Raw genomic sequence first — 15,848 nt, forward strand, 5'->3', positions numbered from 1 at the left:
GCTACTTCTGCTCACCGCAATTCAGCTGGACCGGGGTGGGGTCGTAGCCCGGCATTCCTTTGAGACCCTGGCCTTCGTAGATAGTCTGCGTGGCCGTGGGGGCGAAGCCCAGCCACTTCTTCGCGATTTCGGCGACGATGCCCTTTTGTTTCAGGCATTTCAGAGCGGTCGAAATCCGGTCGCGCATAGCGATATCGTCCTTGCGAAAGGCGTACGCCCATGCCTGGCCCGTCTTGATTTCCAGGCTGGTCTTGAGTAGTGGGTTTTGCTTGGCGGCCCAGGCCTGGGCCGGCACGCCTGCCATCCCAAGGTCCGCCCGACCGGAGAGAATGGCCTGAATAGCATCGGCGTTGGTTGGGTACACATTGAAGGCAAACCCATACTTTTCATGGTTTTCCTGCGACCACGTCTCGTAGGGCGAACCACGGTTGACCGCCAACCGCTTGCCTTTGAGCTGATCCAGCGATTTGATCGTCTCGGTGTCCTTCTTTTGAAGTATCAGATAGTCAGAGTCCAGATAGGGCTCGGAAAACAGCATCTGTTCCGCACGTTCCCGGGTGGCTGTCACGGCCCCCAGGATGAAATCATACTTCTTGGCATTGAGCGCCGGAATCAGGGCGGAAAACTGCGTGCCTTCGACGGAGATAGTCACGCCCAATTGCTTTTCCAGCGCGTGCCCCATGTCAATGGTGAAGCCTTTGAGAGTGCCGTCCAAGTCGCGGAATACCAGTGGCGCATAAGAAGCGTCGGCACCAGTCTTGAGCGTTTCCGCCTGACTGGCGGCAGTCAGCGTGCAAGCCAGCAAAGTGGGCGCCAGCAGGCAGATCAAGGTTTTTTTGAATGTATAGTTCATATTCATGTCTCCTTCGAACAGATGGTGGTAAAAACGTTAGAACTCGATAAATCTCCCGGTTCGCCGCGTGGCTCCTGGATGGCGATGAAAATCTATTCGCCCCGCCTGGAAGGGCGCACAGGGCACGTACTGCCCGGAGCCCGCCGAGGCCAGCAGTTGGTCGCCCCGGGTCAGAACGTCACCCCGAAGCAAGGTCAGGGTAGGCCAGCCAGTCACGACCATGCCCTCATAGGGCGTGTACCCGGTGCGGTCATGCAGCCGGTCGTGCCGGATCTGGACCTTCACCTCAGGATCCCACACGGCGATGTCAGCATCGCTGCCGACCCGCAGAACTCCTTTTTTCGGATATAGCCCATAGGTGAGCGCGTGATTGGTGGCCGTGATGCGGGCGAACTGCTCGATGCTGATGCGTCCGCGCACGACGCCTTCCGAAAACAGGATCGGCAGCCGGGTCTCTAGGCCAGGAACACCGTTTGCGATATCAGCGAAGGTGGTGTCTTCACCTTCCGGCAGCTTGCCGCTGGCATCCATTCGGTACGGAGCATGATCCGAGGAGAAGATCGCCAGCGTGCCGTCCTGTATGCCGGCCCAGACGGCGGCCTGAGAGCCGGCGTCGCCCGGCGGCGGGGCACAGCAGAATTTGGCGCCTTCCATGCCATTGGCGGCCAGGTCTTCGCGGCTCAGAACCAAGTACTGCGGGCAGGTCTCGGCGAAGACCGGAGCGCCCAATATCTGCGCCGAGCGCACCAGGCGCACGGTCTCGCTACCCGCAACATGGACCAGCAGGACAGGAGCGTCGGCCAACTGTGCCAGGCTCAGCGCCCGGTTGGCCGCCTCGCTTTCCGTGATCGGTTGGTGCGCCGTAGCGTGGTATTTTGGCGCCCTTCGGCCGCTGGCCAGCAGCTGGCGGGTGACCCAGCGAATCATGTCGTTGTTCTCTGCATGCACCATGACCAGTGCCCGATGGCGCGCGCTGGCCTGCAAGAGTTCCAGCAATTGGTAATCGTCCAGTCGCACGGAGTCGTATGCCATGTAGGCTTTGAACGACGTGACGCCGCGAGCCACCATGCCCGGCAGTTCTTCCGCCAGCACCTGCTCGCAAGGGTCGGAAATGATTGCGTGAAAAGCATAGTCCACCACCGCTCCGGCCTGAGCCCGGACTGCATACGCGTCCACTACGTCAGTCAGCGATTCGCCTTTGCGCTGGATGGCAAAGGGAATGACGGTCGTAGTGCCTCCGAAGGCGGCTGATACCGTAGCGCTGTAGAAGTCGTCGGCCGCCATGCGGCCCATCCCGGACAGCTGCTCGATGTGGCAGTGGCTATCGATACCGCCTGGTAGCAGCAAGCGACCAGTAACATCGATGTCCTGAAGCCCTGGCGACAGTTGCGGACCCATTGCAGCGATAACACCATCGCGCACACCAATGTCGAGGTGCTGGACGCCGTGTTCGGTACAAACCGTGCCACCCCGCAAGGTGAGTGTCAGAGCGGCGGTCATATCGGAGCCTGTAGAGTCATGTCGGTAAGGGACTCCAGCGCGTGAGCCGTTGCAAGCACGCGCCTGTCCGTCCCAAATCGGCCGATGAGCTGCACCCCGAAGGGCATGCCGTTATCGGTGCGGCCCAGGGGAATGGTCACTGTGGGGAGATGCAACAAGGTCCAGAGCGCTCCGAAGCGGGGCGAACCGGAGTATGCCAACCCATCTTCCGCCGAACTGTCCGAGGCTGGGTACAGCAGGATGTCAGCCCCCTGGAACAGGCGGTCCAGCGTGCTCTTGGCTTGTTCAACGGAGCTACGGAGCTGCAGGTACGACTGAATAGAAATGCGAGCGCCCTGGACGATTCGAGCTCTGAGTTGATCGCTGAGCGCCTCCGGATGCCGGGTATATTCGTTGCCTAGGGCCTGCGCCAATTCGTAGGAAAAGATGGCCGCCTGGGTTTCCACCAGCGTCTCGAAATTTGCATCCAGGGTCAGGTGTTCCACCACCTGGCTGCTGCGCCCCAGGCGTTCGAGCAAAGTATCCAGGGCCGTCGAAAAGGCCGGTGCGACAAAAGCCCACTGAGAGGATCGACAAACAGCCATTCTGGGCCAGACCAGCGAGTCGCCAGCAGGTTCGTCCACCAGATCGTTGAAGACAATGAAGGCTGCATCGCGCGCTGAGCGGGTGAGTAGCCCGATCGTTTCCTGTGACTGGCTCGTCATCTTCAGGCCAGCTCGACTGAAGAGGTCGAAACTGGGCTTATAGCCCACGATGCCGCAGTATGAAGCCGGCCGACAGATCGATCCCGTCGACTGCGTCCCTAAAGCGAAAGGCACCATATAGTCGGCCACGGCGGCAGCCGAGCCGCTGGATGAGCCTCCCGGCGTATGGGTCAGACGCAGAGGGTTGCGAGTCGGAGCTGGATGTCGGGTCGCAAATTCGCTGGTGGCAGCCTTACCCAGCAAAATAGCCCCTTGCTGCTGCAACGCCCATATGCAAGCAGCGTCGAGAGAAGAACGATGATTCCGATAGATGGGCGAGCCGTAGGAGGTCGGCAGAGTCGCGCTGTCTATCACGTCCTTGGCCAGAAACGGGATCCCCCGCAATTGAGGGCTCGCTTGCTGCGACGCATCCTGGCGCTGCGCCGCAGCCAGAGCCCGGTCCGGGTCGAATGACACAACAGCCTTGACGTCGTGATTGCGCGCTTCAACCCGCTGAATGCAGGCTCTCATCAGAGCTTCGCAGCTGAGCGTCCCGTCCTGGATGCGCTGCGCAACTTCCACCACACTCAACGCGTTTGGCTCTGACATCAAATCGTCCTCTTGCAGATGCTGGTCGATTTGATTGTAGGAGGCCGATAAATTTTAATCCAATTCTAAATTATAGGTCTATTTATTGTATATTTGAATTAATTTGGATCCTGAGCACACTGCTCAACAATCTCGATTAGGTTCACCAACAGCGGGGACGGATTGGTCCTTTGCCAGGATGCGATGAGCTCCACGTGGTCTTGAGGCTGCAGGTCGGTGATCTGTTTGTAGATGACGTTGGGACTGTTGATCCGGCTCACCGAGGCGGGCACGATGGCAATGCCCAGACCAGCCTCTACAAACGACAGGATGGTAGGCAGCAGCGAATATTGCACAATCCGTGGCTGAGCTCCGGCCTTTTGCAGAATGTAGCGGATACGCTCCGAAAAATATGGCGAGTCAGTGACCGAAAAAGCGATGAAGTCCTGCCCGTGTGCTTTGGCGAGAGGAATGGCCTTGCGGGTCGCAAGCGGATGGTTGCGAGGAATGGCGAAAATCAGCGGTTCCGATAAAGCAATGTGGCTTTCCAGCGACTTCTCCATCGAAGGCAGCCGCAGCAAGGCCAAGTCGATAGCTCCTGTGCGTAGTTGTTCCAAGATACGCAGATAAGGCATTTCCTCCAGTTGGATGTCCACACACGGAAAGCACTCCCTGTAGCGGCTCAGCAGCTTGGGTAGCAGCACGTAGGCGGCGCTTGGCACGAACCCGATGCGCAGAGAGCCAAACTGCCCTGCCGCCGTCATGTTCACCTCGTGCTCCAGCACTTCCAGCATCTTGAAGAGCGAGCGAGTGTGCTTGAGCAGCACCTTGCCAGCAGCCGTAAGTTCCACTGTCCGCGTCGTACGGTTTATCAGTAGCACTCCCAGGGACTCCTCCAGGATCTTCAGCCGTTGGGTCAGGGGGGGCTGTGTGAGATGTAGGCGTTGCGCTGCGCGCCCGAAGTGAAGCTCTTCGGCGAGCGCCATGAAAGCCCGGAGATGTTTGAGTTCGTACATAGGCGGCGGCAGGTTGGCGTGTGACCCCCCAGTGTATCGGTACCGGCGGTGGAGGGACCGTCAATGCGATAGGCCGCCCAGTCATCATACGTGCCCCGGGCTAAGCATCCGAAGCACCTGCAAGCCCCGGGACTGACCGTTCCTTACCGCCCCCGCATCTGATCGATCAGCCGCCTGTCTCGTTTGGTGGGGCGGCCGGCGGTCAAGTCTTGTGCCGGTTCCGGCGCCAGGCGGCGCTGTTCGGCAGCCCGTTCGCGGGCAGCGATGCTGTCGGGGGTTTCCCGATACAACAGGGCTGCCTGGGGCGCGGGGCCGCGCACACCGCTGATTGCCCGGATTTCAACCTCGATGTCCAGGCCCGTCTTGCGCACCCGCACATGGTCGCCGACCGAGACTTCCCGGGCGGGTTTTGCGACGACCTGGTCGTTGATCTGGATGCGCCCGGCGCCGATTTCGTGCGCAGCCAGGCTGCGGGTCTTGTAGAAACGGGCGGCCCAGAGCCATTTGTCGAGCCGGATCTTGTCCATGCGCCTTCCTTGCTGCAATCAGGACTACACGATAGGGGATCAGGCGGGCCGGGGCAAGGTGCCTTCGACCAGGAAATCATCCAGGCGATAGGTCACCACCAATGGCCGGGCCAGGGGCTTGAAGGCGACTTCCCGTTCGCGCAATTCGCACAGCCAGGGCGTCCGCGTCAGGGGCTTGAAGCCGGCCAGCGCCTGAAGGCTGAACAGTCCCACACACGGCCGATGCTGCGGATCGCGGGCCGATGAGTATTCAAAGGCCTGGACGCCCGCGCCCCGCATCTCCGCCCCCAGCTGCTGGGTCGCGATGTAATCGGACGGATGCATCAGCAAAGGGCCGAAGCGATCGAACGGCGGAGCCTGCAGCATCACCCCCCGATCCGTGCGATAGGGCGCGGTGAACAGCGTGTGCTGGCTGATCAGTTCGTCCTTGGGGGCCGGACCCGACATGGACTGGCGGAAAATGAAACGGTAATAGGCAGCCTCGGCCAAAGTGGCCTGCTGGCTGAGACCGCCATACAGCAGGCCTGGTTCATGGCGGGCTCCGAACCGAGACCCCCACGGCAAGGGCGGATAGCGGAACGGCGTGCGCAACAGATAGTGATACCGCCCGCTGTCGGCCGGCCACTCAGGCTTGGCCTCGTCCAGCAGGGATTCCAGGACGGCCTGTTCTTCCAGGGTATCGACGTATGCCAGCGTGGCGACCTGTTCCTGGCTTTCGACCAGCCGGTACAGGGTTCCCCGGATCGGCCGGACCTGCTGCGGCCCGCCGCATTCCGCCCAGATCAAATCTTGCCCCGCAGCGCGTCGACGAAGCGCAGCACCGTCATCAGGCCCTGAATGGTGCGAATCTGTTCGGCGGGCACACCGCCGGTGACAGTGTTCGGGGACTGCATGAAATGCCGGATCCACACGGCGTCGCCCCCCGCCAGGGCATACAGTGCCCGCGCCACCCGGATCAGCAGCAAGGCGATTTCACCCTGCTTGGAATCGGGGTCCAGGGTCTGGGTCGTTTTCAAGCGGCTGACGGCCGTGCGATGCATGCCCAGGACCGCCGCCAACTGGGCCTGGCGCAGCCCCAGCTGATCGCCGGCCCGCAGCACGGCTTTCGCCAGGACGGCATCGGGTGCCGGCGAGATCTTGAGCAGTGCGGTCATGGCAGTTCCAGAAAAGTGCTATTTGCACAATTATCTTATAAATGTTCATTTATCACAATCCGGAAATTGGTACGAGCAATAGACTGGAATACTGCGGGCGCGAGTAGCCGCTTGCTGCGAGCATATCGGATCATCAACCCTTTGCAGGCACGCGAGAGCGCCGTATATCTGCCCCCTGAAAACCGGATTCAGCCGTACTGATATTGAAAGGGCACTCGGCAATGGTGGCTGGGATCGCGCAGTAGCCCTCCCCGGAACACTTTGGCGGCGCAGCCGGAAATAGATTTCATAGTTCATTTCCCGGATATGGTCGTCGATGGCACGGACCACCAGCCAATTTCTGAACTTGACCTCGATGCGCAGAGTCAGTGCCGGATATCAACGCGCTCGGATATCCAGTGCGCTGCTGGCCCGCACAATCAACTGGGGTTCCAGCTGTTCAGTCAGGGGGGTCTCTCCGGCAATGCGGGCCAGCAGCAATTCGAAAGCCCGATAGCCCATTCGATGGCGAGGTGATCGCACCGATGACAAGCCAATCGGCAGATGCGCTGCGATCGGAGTGTCATTGAACCCCACAACGGCGATGTCCTGTCCTGGGATCAGCCCGCAATCCCGCACGGCCCCCATAAGGCCGATTGCCAGGAAGTCATTGGCGGTAAACACCGCCGTCGGCCTTGTTTTCCGGGAAAACAGGCGACGGCCGAATTCGTAGCCGGTCTCGGCTCGGAATGACCCAAATAGCACACGATCCGAGGGAATTTCTACACCCTGCTCATGGCACGCCTGTATGAAACCCTGGCTGCGATCATACCCGGTGCTGGAATAGCGTTCGCCCGCCAGAATCGCAAAATCCCGATGGCCCAGCGCCAACAAGTGCCGCGCAGCCAACCCCCCTCCGCAAACGTCATCGCATGTGACTGCACAATGCCTGCCCGCATGCCGGCTGACCAGCAGCAGCGGTGTCCCCCGAAGAGCCAATTCATCGATGAAACGGACATCATCCAGGCGGGCATCCGCAAAAATGATGCCTTCCACGCCTCGATCCAGCGCCATCTCGGCCAATTCGCGCTGTCGGCCAGCCGAGTCCCCCGTATTGGAGACGAAGCTGAGGTAGCCGTGATCCGCAGCTGCAGCCTCGACACCTTCGTAGATCGTGGCGATCGATAAGTCGGACAGACGCGGGACCAGCACACCCACGCTGCGCGATTTATGCGTGCGCAAACCGATCGCATGCAGATTGGGGCGGTAATTCAGTTCGTCGGCCAAGGCCCGGATGCGAGCAACCGTATCGGGCGACGCCGCGCTCTTGGCATCGTCGGCTTTACCGTTGAGCACCCGGGACACGGTCGAGACATGCACATTCAGCCTTTTGGCCAAAAAGGACAAAGTAACCGGTTTGTGAGGGGTAACCATCTCCGACATCGTGCAGATGCAGCCTCGAGGCTGCGCAAGCAGTATGAAACTGATAGGCCGCCGACAGGGCTGCGAAACAAATAAGTTGAATCTTAGCACGCCAACCCAAACGTTAGGGTGAATACCAATACCGAGGACCGAAGCGCCTGCCTAGAATGAAGCCCTAACGTTTGGGTTGAGCCTCTATCATGCAAGATTTCCTGCAGCAATTGATTTACGGGCTATCAGTCGGTAGCGTCTATGCACTCATCGCGCTGGCCATCACGTTGGTGTATCGCGGCATGGGCATCATCAACTTCGCACAAGGCGAACTATTCATGGTGGGCGGGTTTCTAGGCTACGTTTTTCACGTGGACCTGGCGCTATCCATGTGGCTGGCCTTTCTGCTGGCAATCGCGGGATCACTGCTGATAGGTTCGATGCTGGAAATCGTTTTCCTGCGCAAACTGGAAAAAAGCAGTCAGATGTCGCTTTTCATGATGACCATTGCCCTGTTCATCCTGCTACGCAGCACAGCGCAGCTGCTCTTCGGCTCGTCTCCCTACCGATTTCCCCCCATGTCGGATCACATCTTCCATATTGGGCGCGTCCAGATCAGCGGCCAGTATCTGATCGTGATCGTCGCCACGCTGATCACCATGGCGCTCATCTACCTGCTGCTGGTCCACACCCGGCTTGGCCTATCGGTGCGCGCCGTCGCGCAGGACAAGACCACCTCCCGCATGATGGGAATCAACGTTTCTCGGGTCAACAACTTCACCATGGCGCTGGCCGCCGCACTGGGCACGATTGCCGGCATCGTCTACACCCCTTTGGCCGTCCTGATCTTCGACATGGGAAATCTGATGCTACTCAAGGGCTTTACGGCGGCCTTGCTGGGCGGGCTGGGTTTGCTGTCGGGGGCAGTGTTCGGCGGTCTGCTGCTGGGCGTCATCGAGCAATTCGGCACATTGACGCTGGACTCCGCCTACAAAGAACTTGTGTCGTTCTCCATTTTGCTGCTGATCATCCTGGTCAAGCCCAACGGCATCTTCGGTAAAAAACAGATCAAAAAGGTGTAGGCAAACATGAATCTCCTGACAGACAAAAGGCTCTTCCCCGGCATCGTGCTGCTGATGCTGATCGTCCTGCCCTTGATCCTGGACAACCCCTTTCTGAACCATATGGTCATTCGGGCAGCCACCTTTTCCATCGTCATCATGGGATTGACGCTGTTCATCGGCTACACCGGACAAATCTCCCTGGGCCATGCCGCTTTTTTCGGCCTGGGTGCCTACCTATCGGGCATGATGGTCAAGGCCGGCATGCCCTACCCGGCTGCCATGCTGATTGCCATCATGGGCGTCAGCCTGCTGGGCTACATCGTGGGGCTGATCGTGCTGCGCACCAGCGGCGACTATCTGGCCCTGGCCAGTATCGCCGTGGCCGTCATCATCCAGGTCATCATCAAGAATGCCGGCATCACCGGCGGCCCCTCCGGCCTGACGGCAGTCCCGCCGCCCTCTTTCTTCGGCTGGGAAATTCTCAGCGACCTCGCGTATTACTACTACGTCCTGTTCGCAATGGTGATCGGATTCTTCATCTTGAAGCACATCATCGAATCCAGAACCGGAGACGCCCTGCAGGCGATTGCCAACAACGAACTGGCCGCCCAGTCGCTGGGTATCCCCGTCTTTCGCTACAAAGTCCTGTCGTTCACCGTCAGCACCGCATTCGCCGCGCTCGCCGGGGTCCTGTTCGTACATTACGACGGCTTCATTGATCCAGACCGCCTGGGGATCGACGTATCGGTGCTGTTCCTGATCATGGTCTTCATCGGCGGCATCGGCAGCTTGTACGGATCCATCATCGGTGCTTTTTCCCTGACGTTCCTCTCGGAATACGCCCAGGAATTTGGCCAATACAACATCCTGGTGTACGGCTCCCTGCTGGCCATCATCATTCTGTTCCTGCCAAAGGGGCTGGTCGATCTTCCTCATAAACTGCGCCTGAGGATCTCGAAATGAGCACGCTGTCCATCGACAATGTCACGCTGGCCTTCGGCGGCGTCAAAGCCCTGTCCCAGGTCTCCTTCGAGATCACGCCCGGTGCTATCCATGGACTGATCGGTCCCAACGGCGCGGGCAAGACATCGCTGTTCAACGTCGTCAGCGGCATCTACACCCCGACGTCGGGCAGCGTGCGCTTCGACGACCACACCATCAGTGACCTCCGGCTCGACCAGATCAACCGGCTGGGCGTCGCCCGCACGTTCCAGAACATCATGGTGTTCCCAGAGCTGTCGCTAGTCGCCAATGTCATGATCGGCCGTCAAAGCCGCACATACGCCAGCGTTCTCCAATCGATATTGCGGACGCGGCACGAACGTTCCGAAAGGCAGTTGGCCCACCAACGCGCCCTGGAACTGCTGTCCTATGTGGGGCTCGATGCCAAGGCGGACGAACTGGCCGCCAACCTGCCTTACGGGGAACAAAGGCAGCTGGACATCGCCCGCGCCCTGGCGACGGACCCGAAGATCCTGTTGCTGGATGAGCCGGCCGCAGGCCTGAACCAACAAGAGCGCCTGTCGCTGCGCAAGCTGATCCTGAAGCTGCACGACTTCGGATACACCGTGGTGCTGATCGAACACGACATCAAACTGGTGATGGGCCTGTGCAGCCATATTGTCGTACTCGAATACGGCAACAAGATCGCCGACGGTACGCCAGAGGACATTCAGACGGACGAGCGCGTCATCGCAGCCTATCTGGGCACGGGATTGAAAAATGCTGAAAATTGAACGGATCGACACCTTCTACGGTCATATCCAGGCGCTCAAGCGTTGCAGCCTGTCCGTGGATCAGGGGGAATTTGTCACCCTGATCGGTGCCAACGGGGCTGGCAAAAGCACGCTGCTGATGTCGATTCTGGGCATCCAGCCCATCAGCGACGGCAGCATCGAATTCCTGGGTGCACGGATCGACCGCCAAAGTGCGGACAGCATCATCCGGCAGGGCATCAGCATCGTCCCCGAAGGACGGCGGGTATTTCCCGAATTCACCGTCGAGGAAAACCTGATCGTCGGCGCCAAGGCACGCAAATCCACCCGCCAGGAACTGGCGCAGGACATCGACCGCATCCTGGAGCAGTTCCCCCGCCTGAAGGAAAGGATCAAGCAAAAGGCCGGGACGATGAGCGGTGGCGAACAGCAGATGGTGGCCATCGGACGCGCCCTGATGGGGCGGCCAAAACTGCTGCTGCTCGACGAGCCGTCGCTGGGGCTCGCGCCACTGGTCGTGGCCGACCTGATGGAGCGCCTGGCCAACATTCACGCGTCCGGCACCACCATCCTGCTGGTCGAGCAGAACGTCACCCTGGCCCTGCAGATCGCACAACGCGGCTACCTGATGGAAACCGGCGAGATCGTCCGTCACGACAATGCCCAGACACTTCTGGGCAGCGATGTCGTGCGCAAAACCTATCTGGGCATCGAGACCTGACGTTCCCGACTGCCGATAGACCCTGCAACACATCGATAACCCTGTATTTCCCGAGGAGTGGATCAATCATGTATTCAGCAACCCGAAAAATAGTGGTGACCGCAGGCTTGACCGCCCTGGCCTCCCTGGTCATGAATGCCTACGCAGACGACCAGGTTCCGGATGCGCAGGAATTGCGCATCGGCTTCATCGAATCGATCACCGGGCCGGCTGCCTCTTACGGTGAAGAACACACACAAGGAACGCAACTGGCAATCGAAGAGATCAACAAGGCCGGCGGCTATAACGGTCACCCCGTAGTCGCCCTGCGCGAAGACGACAAGAGCGACCCGGCCAGTAGCATCACCTCGGCCAAGAAGCTGATCACCCAAAAAAAGGTCGATGCCATCGTCGGCTCATCCGCCAGCCTGGTCACCATCGCCTTCTCAAAAGAAGACGAACGCTACAAAGTGCCACTGGTCAACGGCATGGCCGGATCGCCAAAAGTCACAGAGCAAGGATACAAATACACTTGGCGTATCAAGATAACCGACCAGCAGACCGACACCAAGGCTGTTGAATATTTCATCAAGCACAAAGGGGCCAAGACAATCGGCTTCCTGGTCGAGAACTCCGACTACGGCAAGCCGCCCACCAAGGGTGCGGCTGAGCGGGCCAAAGAACTCGGCGCCCAGGTCGTCGCCTACGAGGAATATAACCGCGGCGATATCGACTTCAAGGCGCAACTGAGCAAGATTCGCGAGCATCAGCCGGATCTGCTGTTCATCCACGGCTACTACACCGAAGGATCCATCATTGCGCGGCAAATCCACGATCTGGGCATCAAGTCCCAGGTGATCGTCAACGAAGGTCAGGGTCTGCCGAAATTTGCCGAACTGGCCGGCAAAGCAGCCAACGGAGTCGTCTTTCCGACCACTTGGCTGGTCGGTTTGCCGGATGCCCGTTCCCAGCAATTCGAAAAAGCCTATGAAGCGAAATGGGGGCAAAAGCCCGGCGCATTCGCAGCCGGCTCATACGAGGCGGTCTATACCGTGCTGGAAGCCGCCAAGCGCGGCGACGGTGCCACCCGCGCTCAAATCCAGGCTGGCCTGAGCAAGCTGGATGGCTTCGACACCCTGCTCGGCCCGATCCACTTCGATGTCAAAAACCAGAATGACGGCGAAGTCCGTCTGGCCCACTTCAAAGAAGACAAGATCGAGCCCCTGCCCCTATAAGCAGAAGCCCGCTCATCCACCCTCAACCGGGGGCCCCGTCCCCCGGACCGTTTTCATAAATGGCAGCATTCTTCATGACCCATATCCGCGAACTGGCCCACGCCTATCAGGCCGGCGACACACGCCCATCGACCGTCCTGCGAGCTCTTCTGGATAAAATCCAGGACGGCCGCCACCTGAACACCTTCATCAGCGTGGATCCAGACCAGGTCATGCGAGACGCTCTGAGCGCCGATCGGCAACTGGCGCAATCCGGCCAGACCCGGCCCCTGCTGGGCATCCCCATCGCGGTCAAGGACCTGATCGATGTGGCCGGCATGCGCACCACCATGGGATCAAGCCAGTACCAGGACGCGCCTGCGGCCACTGAAGACGCCCCAGTCGTCGCCCGGCTGCGCGCCCAAGGCGCCATCATCATCGGCAAGACCAACACCCACGAATTCGCCTACGGATCAACCGGCGACCGTTCCGTCGCCGGGCCTGCCAGAAATCCCGTCGACCCGAGCCACATGACCGGCGGTTCCAGCAGCGGATCAGCCGCTGCCCTCGCGGCCGGCCTTTGCCTGGGCGCGCTGGGTTCCGACACCAGCGCATCGATCCGCCTGCCAGCCGCATTTTGCGGTGTGGTGGGCCTGAAACCCAGCTACGACCTGCTACCCTGCCAGGGCGCATTTCCGCTCAGCAGCACCCTGGACCATGTCGGCCCCATGGCCCGCTGCGTTCAGGACAACGCCTTGCTGCTCGACTGCCTGAGCCCGTGTACCTCCGGACAATCTTATGAACAGTACATCGGTGCCTCGATCCATGGCCGTACGGTCGGTCTGATCATGGGGTTCTACCACGAGTATCTGTCCGATGATGTCATGAAGGCCACCGAACACGCCAGAAATCTTTTCGAGCAGGCGGGCGCCCGAGTCATACCAGTGGAAATCCCCGACATTCAACGCATCTACGACGCTCAGCAAACCATCCTGAAGGCCGAGGCGTTCCATGTGCATCAACAAGCCCTGGAATCCGGGCTGCATTTTCAAGAGGGCGTGCGCGAACGGCTGATGAGTGGCGCGGATATCCTTGCTGCGAACTATCTGGAGGCCCTGGCATTCCGCCCCTGGGCCACCGAGGCATTCAACCAGGCTCTAGACAGGGTCGACATCCTGTTCTCACCCACCTGCGGCATCACGGCCCCTCTGCTGGACGAACGCAGCACATCTTTGAATGGCAGGACATATTCCACACCCTGGCTGTTGACACGCCTGACCGCGCCCACCAATTTTTCCATGCATCCCAGTTTGTCCATACCGCTGGACCAGGATCATCTTGGACTGCCAATCGGGATTCAACTGATCGGTAGGTTGCGTGACGAAGCCAAGCTGTATCAATACGGATATATCCTGGAGCAGTCCCAAGCCGCCGCCCCACTGCCATGACACCAGACTGGTGGGATTAACATGGAGACGCCCAGTCACGGACGACACTGATGCCCCCCATCTACACCATCGGCCATTCCACCCATGACCTGCCCACCTTTGCGGCGCTGCTGCAGGCATCGGGAATCGAACGGCTGGTGGACATCCGCACAGTGCCGCGTTCGCGCACCAACCCGCAATTCAATCGTGACACGCTGCCCGAGGCGCTGGCGCCCTACGGCATCGCCTACGAGCATCTGGCAGCCCTGGGCGGCCTGCGCGGCAAGTCGAAAACCGTGGGGCCGGAGATCAACGGCTTCTGGGAGAACGACAGCTTCCACCACTACGCGGACTACGCCCTGACGGACGAATTCCGCAAAGGCCTGGACACCCTGCTGGCTCGGGCGCAGGCGCAGCGCTGCGCCATCATGTGTTCCGAGGCCGTCTGGTGGCGCTGCCACCGGCGCATCGTCAGCGACTATCTGATCGCCCGGAAGGTCCCGGTCTTTCACATCATGGGGCTGGGCCACGTGGACGAGGCCAGCCTGACGCGCGGCGCCGTCATCCAGCCCGACGACACGGTCCTGTACCCACCGGCCGTCGAACAGGCCGGCCGCTAAAGGCCTGGCAAGGCATCCGCCTTGAGCGCCCGGCCTTCCTTGGCTCATCGACACCCGCATCCATTCAGCCAGCCGTCAACATGGTAAGCCTTCATGTCGGCGGCGAACCATTTCGGCAAGCCGTGATCTGAGCAACAGGTGGATCGTTCTGCCTGCCCAGACGCAAGGTGCGCCCGGGCACTCTCTGGAGTTCATGTCATGACGACACGTTCCCGCATTGCCTACCTGACGGCCTGCTCCGTGGCCGCTCTTGGCCTCGCCACGGCCGCGCCTGTTTTCGCCGCCAATGCGGCAGGCACCCCCGCCCGGACAACGGCCCAGGCGACTGCGAAACATGCCCCGGCCCACAAAGCCAAGGCTCAGCACAAGGCCAAGAAAGCGCATCCGTCCGCGAAGAAGCACACCATGCCGAAAACCGGAACCTGACATATCACGATTTCCTGATCAGCCCTATTCAACGCCGCAGCCAGCCGCTGCGGCGTTTTTCATCCTGTTTTTCGATACACTGGACCTCTTTCGACCCGCCCCAGACCGAGGCCGCATGCACCTGCACCGCAATGCCCTGCATAACGAGCTCCACGCGCGTCCCTCGATGTATTTCGATGCACCCGCCCAGGTGTTCCACCTGGCCTTCCTGGACGAGAACGATGCCGCAGGCCTCATCATCCGCACGCTGTGCGATCGGCATGTGGCGCTGGCCGACCCGAACCTGCCACAGGGGGAATTCCCGGTCGGGGACGCCCATCTGAAATGGGAACGCCACACCGAATTCCTGACACTGACCCTGGTCAGCCCCGGCACCCAGACCAGCCCCTGGCCGGCCTTGCCTGCCGTGCTGGCCGAAGTGGCCGAAGCCCACAGCGCACTGCTGATCAATGCCGATCAGGTCTGCGTGGAATCGGAATCCTCCTGGCGCGACAGCCTGGAAGCCTACGGCTTCCACGACCCGGTCGGGTCCGATCTGGACGAGGGCAAGGCCACCGTCTGGAGCGACCTGCGGCTCAATGGGAACGGGCTCAACCGCATGCTGGTGCTCAATCGCCAGCTGGACGGACGACGTCTGGGCCGGATGGTGCGCCGCCTGCTGGAAATCGAAACCTACCGCCTGATGGCTTCGCTGACCCTGCCGGTCGCACGCGCGCTGGGCAGCGAACTGCGGCAATACGAAGTCGAACTGGTGACGCTGTCGGACGACAACACCCGCACCGACGCCGGCGACATCCGGGTCTTGCTCAAACGCATCACGCAGTTGTCGGCCCGCGTGACCCAGACGCGGGCCCGCACGCGCCTGCGCTTCAGCGCCACGCAAGCCTACGCCCAACTGGTGTTCGAGCGCATCGCCGAACTGCATGAAAGCCGCACCGGCGACTGCCAGCAACTGGGCACCTTCATCGC

Annotated in this window: 17 protein-coding genes; 9 read left to right on the forward strand and 8 right to left on the reverse strand. The window is 60.5% G+C overall.

All coding sequences use genetic code 11. From position 1 onward, the window contains the following. Nucleotide 1: 1 nt before the first annotated feature. The 8 genes from VDP74_RS04655 to VDP74_RS04690 all read right to left on the reverse strand — a co-directional run bounded on the left by VDP74_RS04655 (nt 2) and on the right by VDP74_RS04690 (nt 7,734). Nucleotides 2-853 (reverse strand): transporter substrate-binding domain-containing protein, encoded by an 852-nt coding sequence (locus VDP74_RS04655; RefSeq protein ID WP_322998461.1) that lies wholly within the window; start codon nt 851-853, stop codon nt 2-4. A 36-nt stretch (nt 854-889) separates the two neighbouring features. Next, complete coding sequence (gene hydA / locus VDP74_RS04660; RefSeq protein WP_322998462.1) at nt 890-2,353, reverse strand: dihydropyrimidinase; 1,464 nt, start codon at nt 2,351-2,353, stop codon at nt 890-892. Beyond that, entirely contained in the window at nt 2,350-3,645 is a 1,296-nt protein-coding gene (locus VDP74_RS04665) for an amidase (RefSeq protein ID WP_322998463.1), read from the reverse strand. Before VDP74_RS04665 ends, hydA begins: the two co-directional genes overlap by 4 nt. Before the next feature lie 98 nt (nt 3,646-3,743). Further along, nucleotides 3,744-4,640: a LysR substrate-binding domain-containing protein gene (locus VDP74_RS04670; protein ID WP_322998464.1), complete on the reverse strand. Its 897-nt coding sequence runs from the start codon at nt 4,638-4,640 to the stop codon at nt 3,744-3,746. 143 nt (nt 4,641-4,783) lie between these two features. Next, nucleotides 4,784-5,167, reverse strand: a complete 384-nt coding sequence (locus VDP74_RS04675; protein ID WP_322998465.1) for an RNA-binding S4 domain-containing protein — start codon at nt 5,165-5,167, stop codon at nt 4,784-4,786. Nucleotides 5,168-5,206: 39 nt separating this feature from the next. Continuing rightward, nucleotides 5,207-5,953 (reverse strand): RES family NAD+ phosphorylase, encoded by a 747-nt coding sequence (locus tag VDP74_RS04680; protein WP_322998466.1) that lies wholly within the window; start codon nt 5,951-5,953, stop codon nt 5,207-5,209. Further along, complete coding sequence (locus VDP74_RS04685; protein WP_322998467.1) at nt 5,950-6,321, reverse strand: MbcA/ParS/Xre antitoxin family protein; 372 nt, start codon at nt 6,319-6,321, stop codon at nt 5,950-5,952. The genes VDP74_RS04680 and VDP74_RS04685 overlap by 4 nt, the downstream gene beginning before the upstream one ends. Nucleotides 6,322-6,699: 378 nt before the next feature. Continuing rightward, nucleotides 6,700-7,734 carry a LacI family DNA-binding transcriptional regulator gene (locus tag VDP74_RS04690; protein ID WP_322998478.1) on the reverse strand — a complete coding sequence of 345 codons (1,035 nt, stop codon included), beginning with the start codon at nt 7,732-7,734 and terminating at the stop codon, nt 6,700-6,702. Between the two features lie 188 nt (nt 7,735-7,922). On the opposite strand from VDP74_RS04690, the gene VDP74_RS04695 reads away from it, so the two are divergent. The 9 genes from VDP74_RS04695 to VDP74_RS04735 all read left to right on the forward strand — a co-directional run. Further along, nucleotides 7,923-8,795, forward strand: coding sequence for a branched-chain amino acid ABC transporter permease (locus VDP74_RS04695; protein WP_322998468.1), 873 nt, complete (start codon nt 7,923-7,925; stop codon nt 8,793-8,795). A gap of 6 nt (nt 8,796-8,801) precedes the next feature. Next, nucleotides 8,802-9,740: a branched-chain amino acid ABC transporter permease gene (locus VDP74_RS04700; protein ID WP_322998469.1), complete on the forward strand. Its 939-nt coding sequence runs from the start codon at nt 8,802-8,804 to the stop codon at nt 9,738-9,740. Next, a complete protein-coding gene (locus VDP74_RS04705; protein WP_322998470.1) occupies nt 9,737-10,513 on the forward strand; it encodes an ABC transporter ATP-binding protein in 777 nt (258 codons plus the stop codon). The genes VDP74_RS04700 and VDP74_RS04705 overlap by 4 nt, the downstream gene beginning before the upstream one ends. After that, nucleotides 10,500-11,213, forward strand: coding sequence for an ABC transporter ATP-binding protein (locus VDP74_RS04710; RefSeq protein WP_322998471.1), 714 nt, complete (start codon nt 10,500-10,502; stop codon nt 11,211-11,213). Before VDP74_RS04705 ends, VDP74_RS04710 begins: the two co-directional genes overlap by 14 nt. 131 nt (nt 11,214-11,344) lie before the next feature. Then, nucleotides 11,345-12,427: an ABC transporter substrate-binding protein gene (locus VDP74_RS04715; RefSeq protein ID WP_322998479.1), complete on the forward strand. Its 1,083-nt coding sequence runs from the start codon at nt 11,345-11,347 to the stop codon at nt 12,425-12,427. 59 nt (nt 12,428-12,486) lie between these two features. After that, nucleotides 12,487-13,854 carry an amidase gene (locus VDP74_RS04720; RefSeq protein WP_322998472.1) on the forward strand — a complete coding sequence of 456 codons (1,368 nt, stop codon included), beginning with the start codon at nt 12,487-12,489 and terminating at the stop codon, nt 13,852-13,854. Between the two features lie 47 nt (nt 13,855-13,901). After that, entirely contained in the window at nt 13,902-14,453 is a 552-nt protein-coding gene (locus VDP74_RS04725) for a DUF488 domain-containing protein (RefSeq protein ID WP_322998480.1), read from the forward strand. 198 nt (nt 14,454-14,651) lie between these two features. Next, nucleotides 14,652-14,879: a hypothetical protein gene (locus VDP74_RS04730; RefSeq protein ID WP_322998473.1), complete on the forward strand. Its 228-nt coding sequence runs from the start codon at nt 14,652-14,654 to the stop codon at nt 14,877-14,879. A 115-nt stretch (nt 14,880-14,994) separates the two neighbouring features. Next, the coding region (locus VDP74_RS04735; protein ID WP_322998474.1) for a DUF3422 domain-containing protein at nt 14,995-15,848 on the forward strand (854 nt) is incomplete at its 3' end.

Source organism: Castellaniella sp. (assembly GCF_034674885.1).
Taxonomy (GTDB): Bacteria; Pseudomonadota; Gammaproteobacteria; order Burkholderiales; family Burkholderiaceae_B; genus Castellaniella.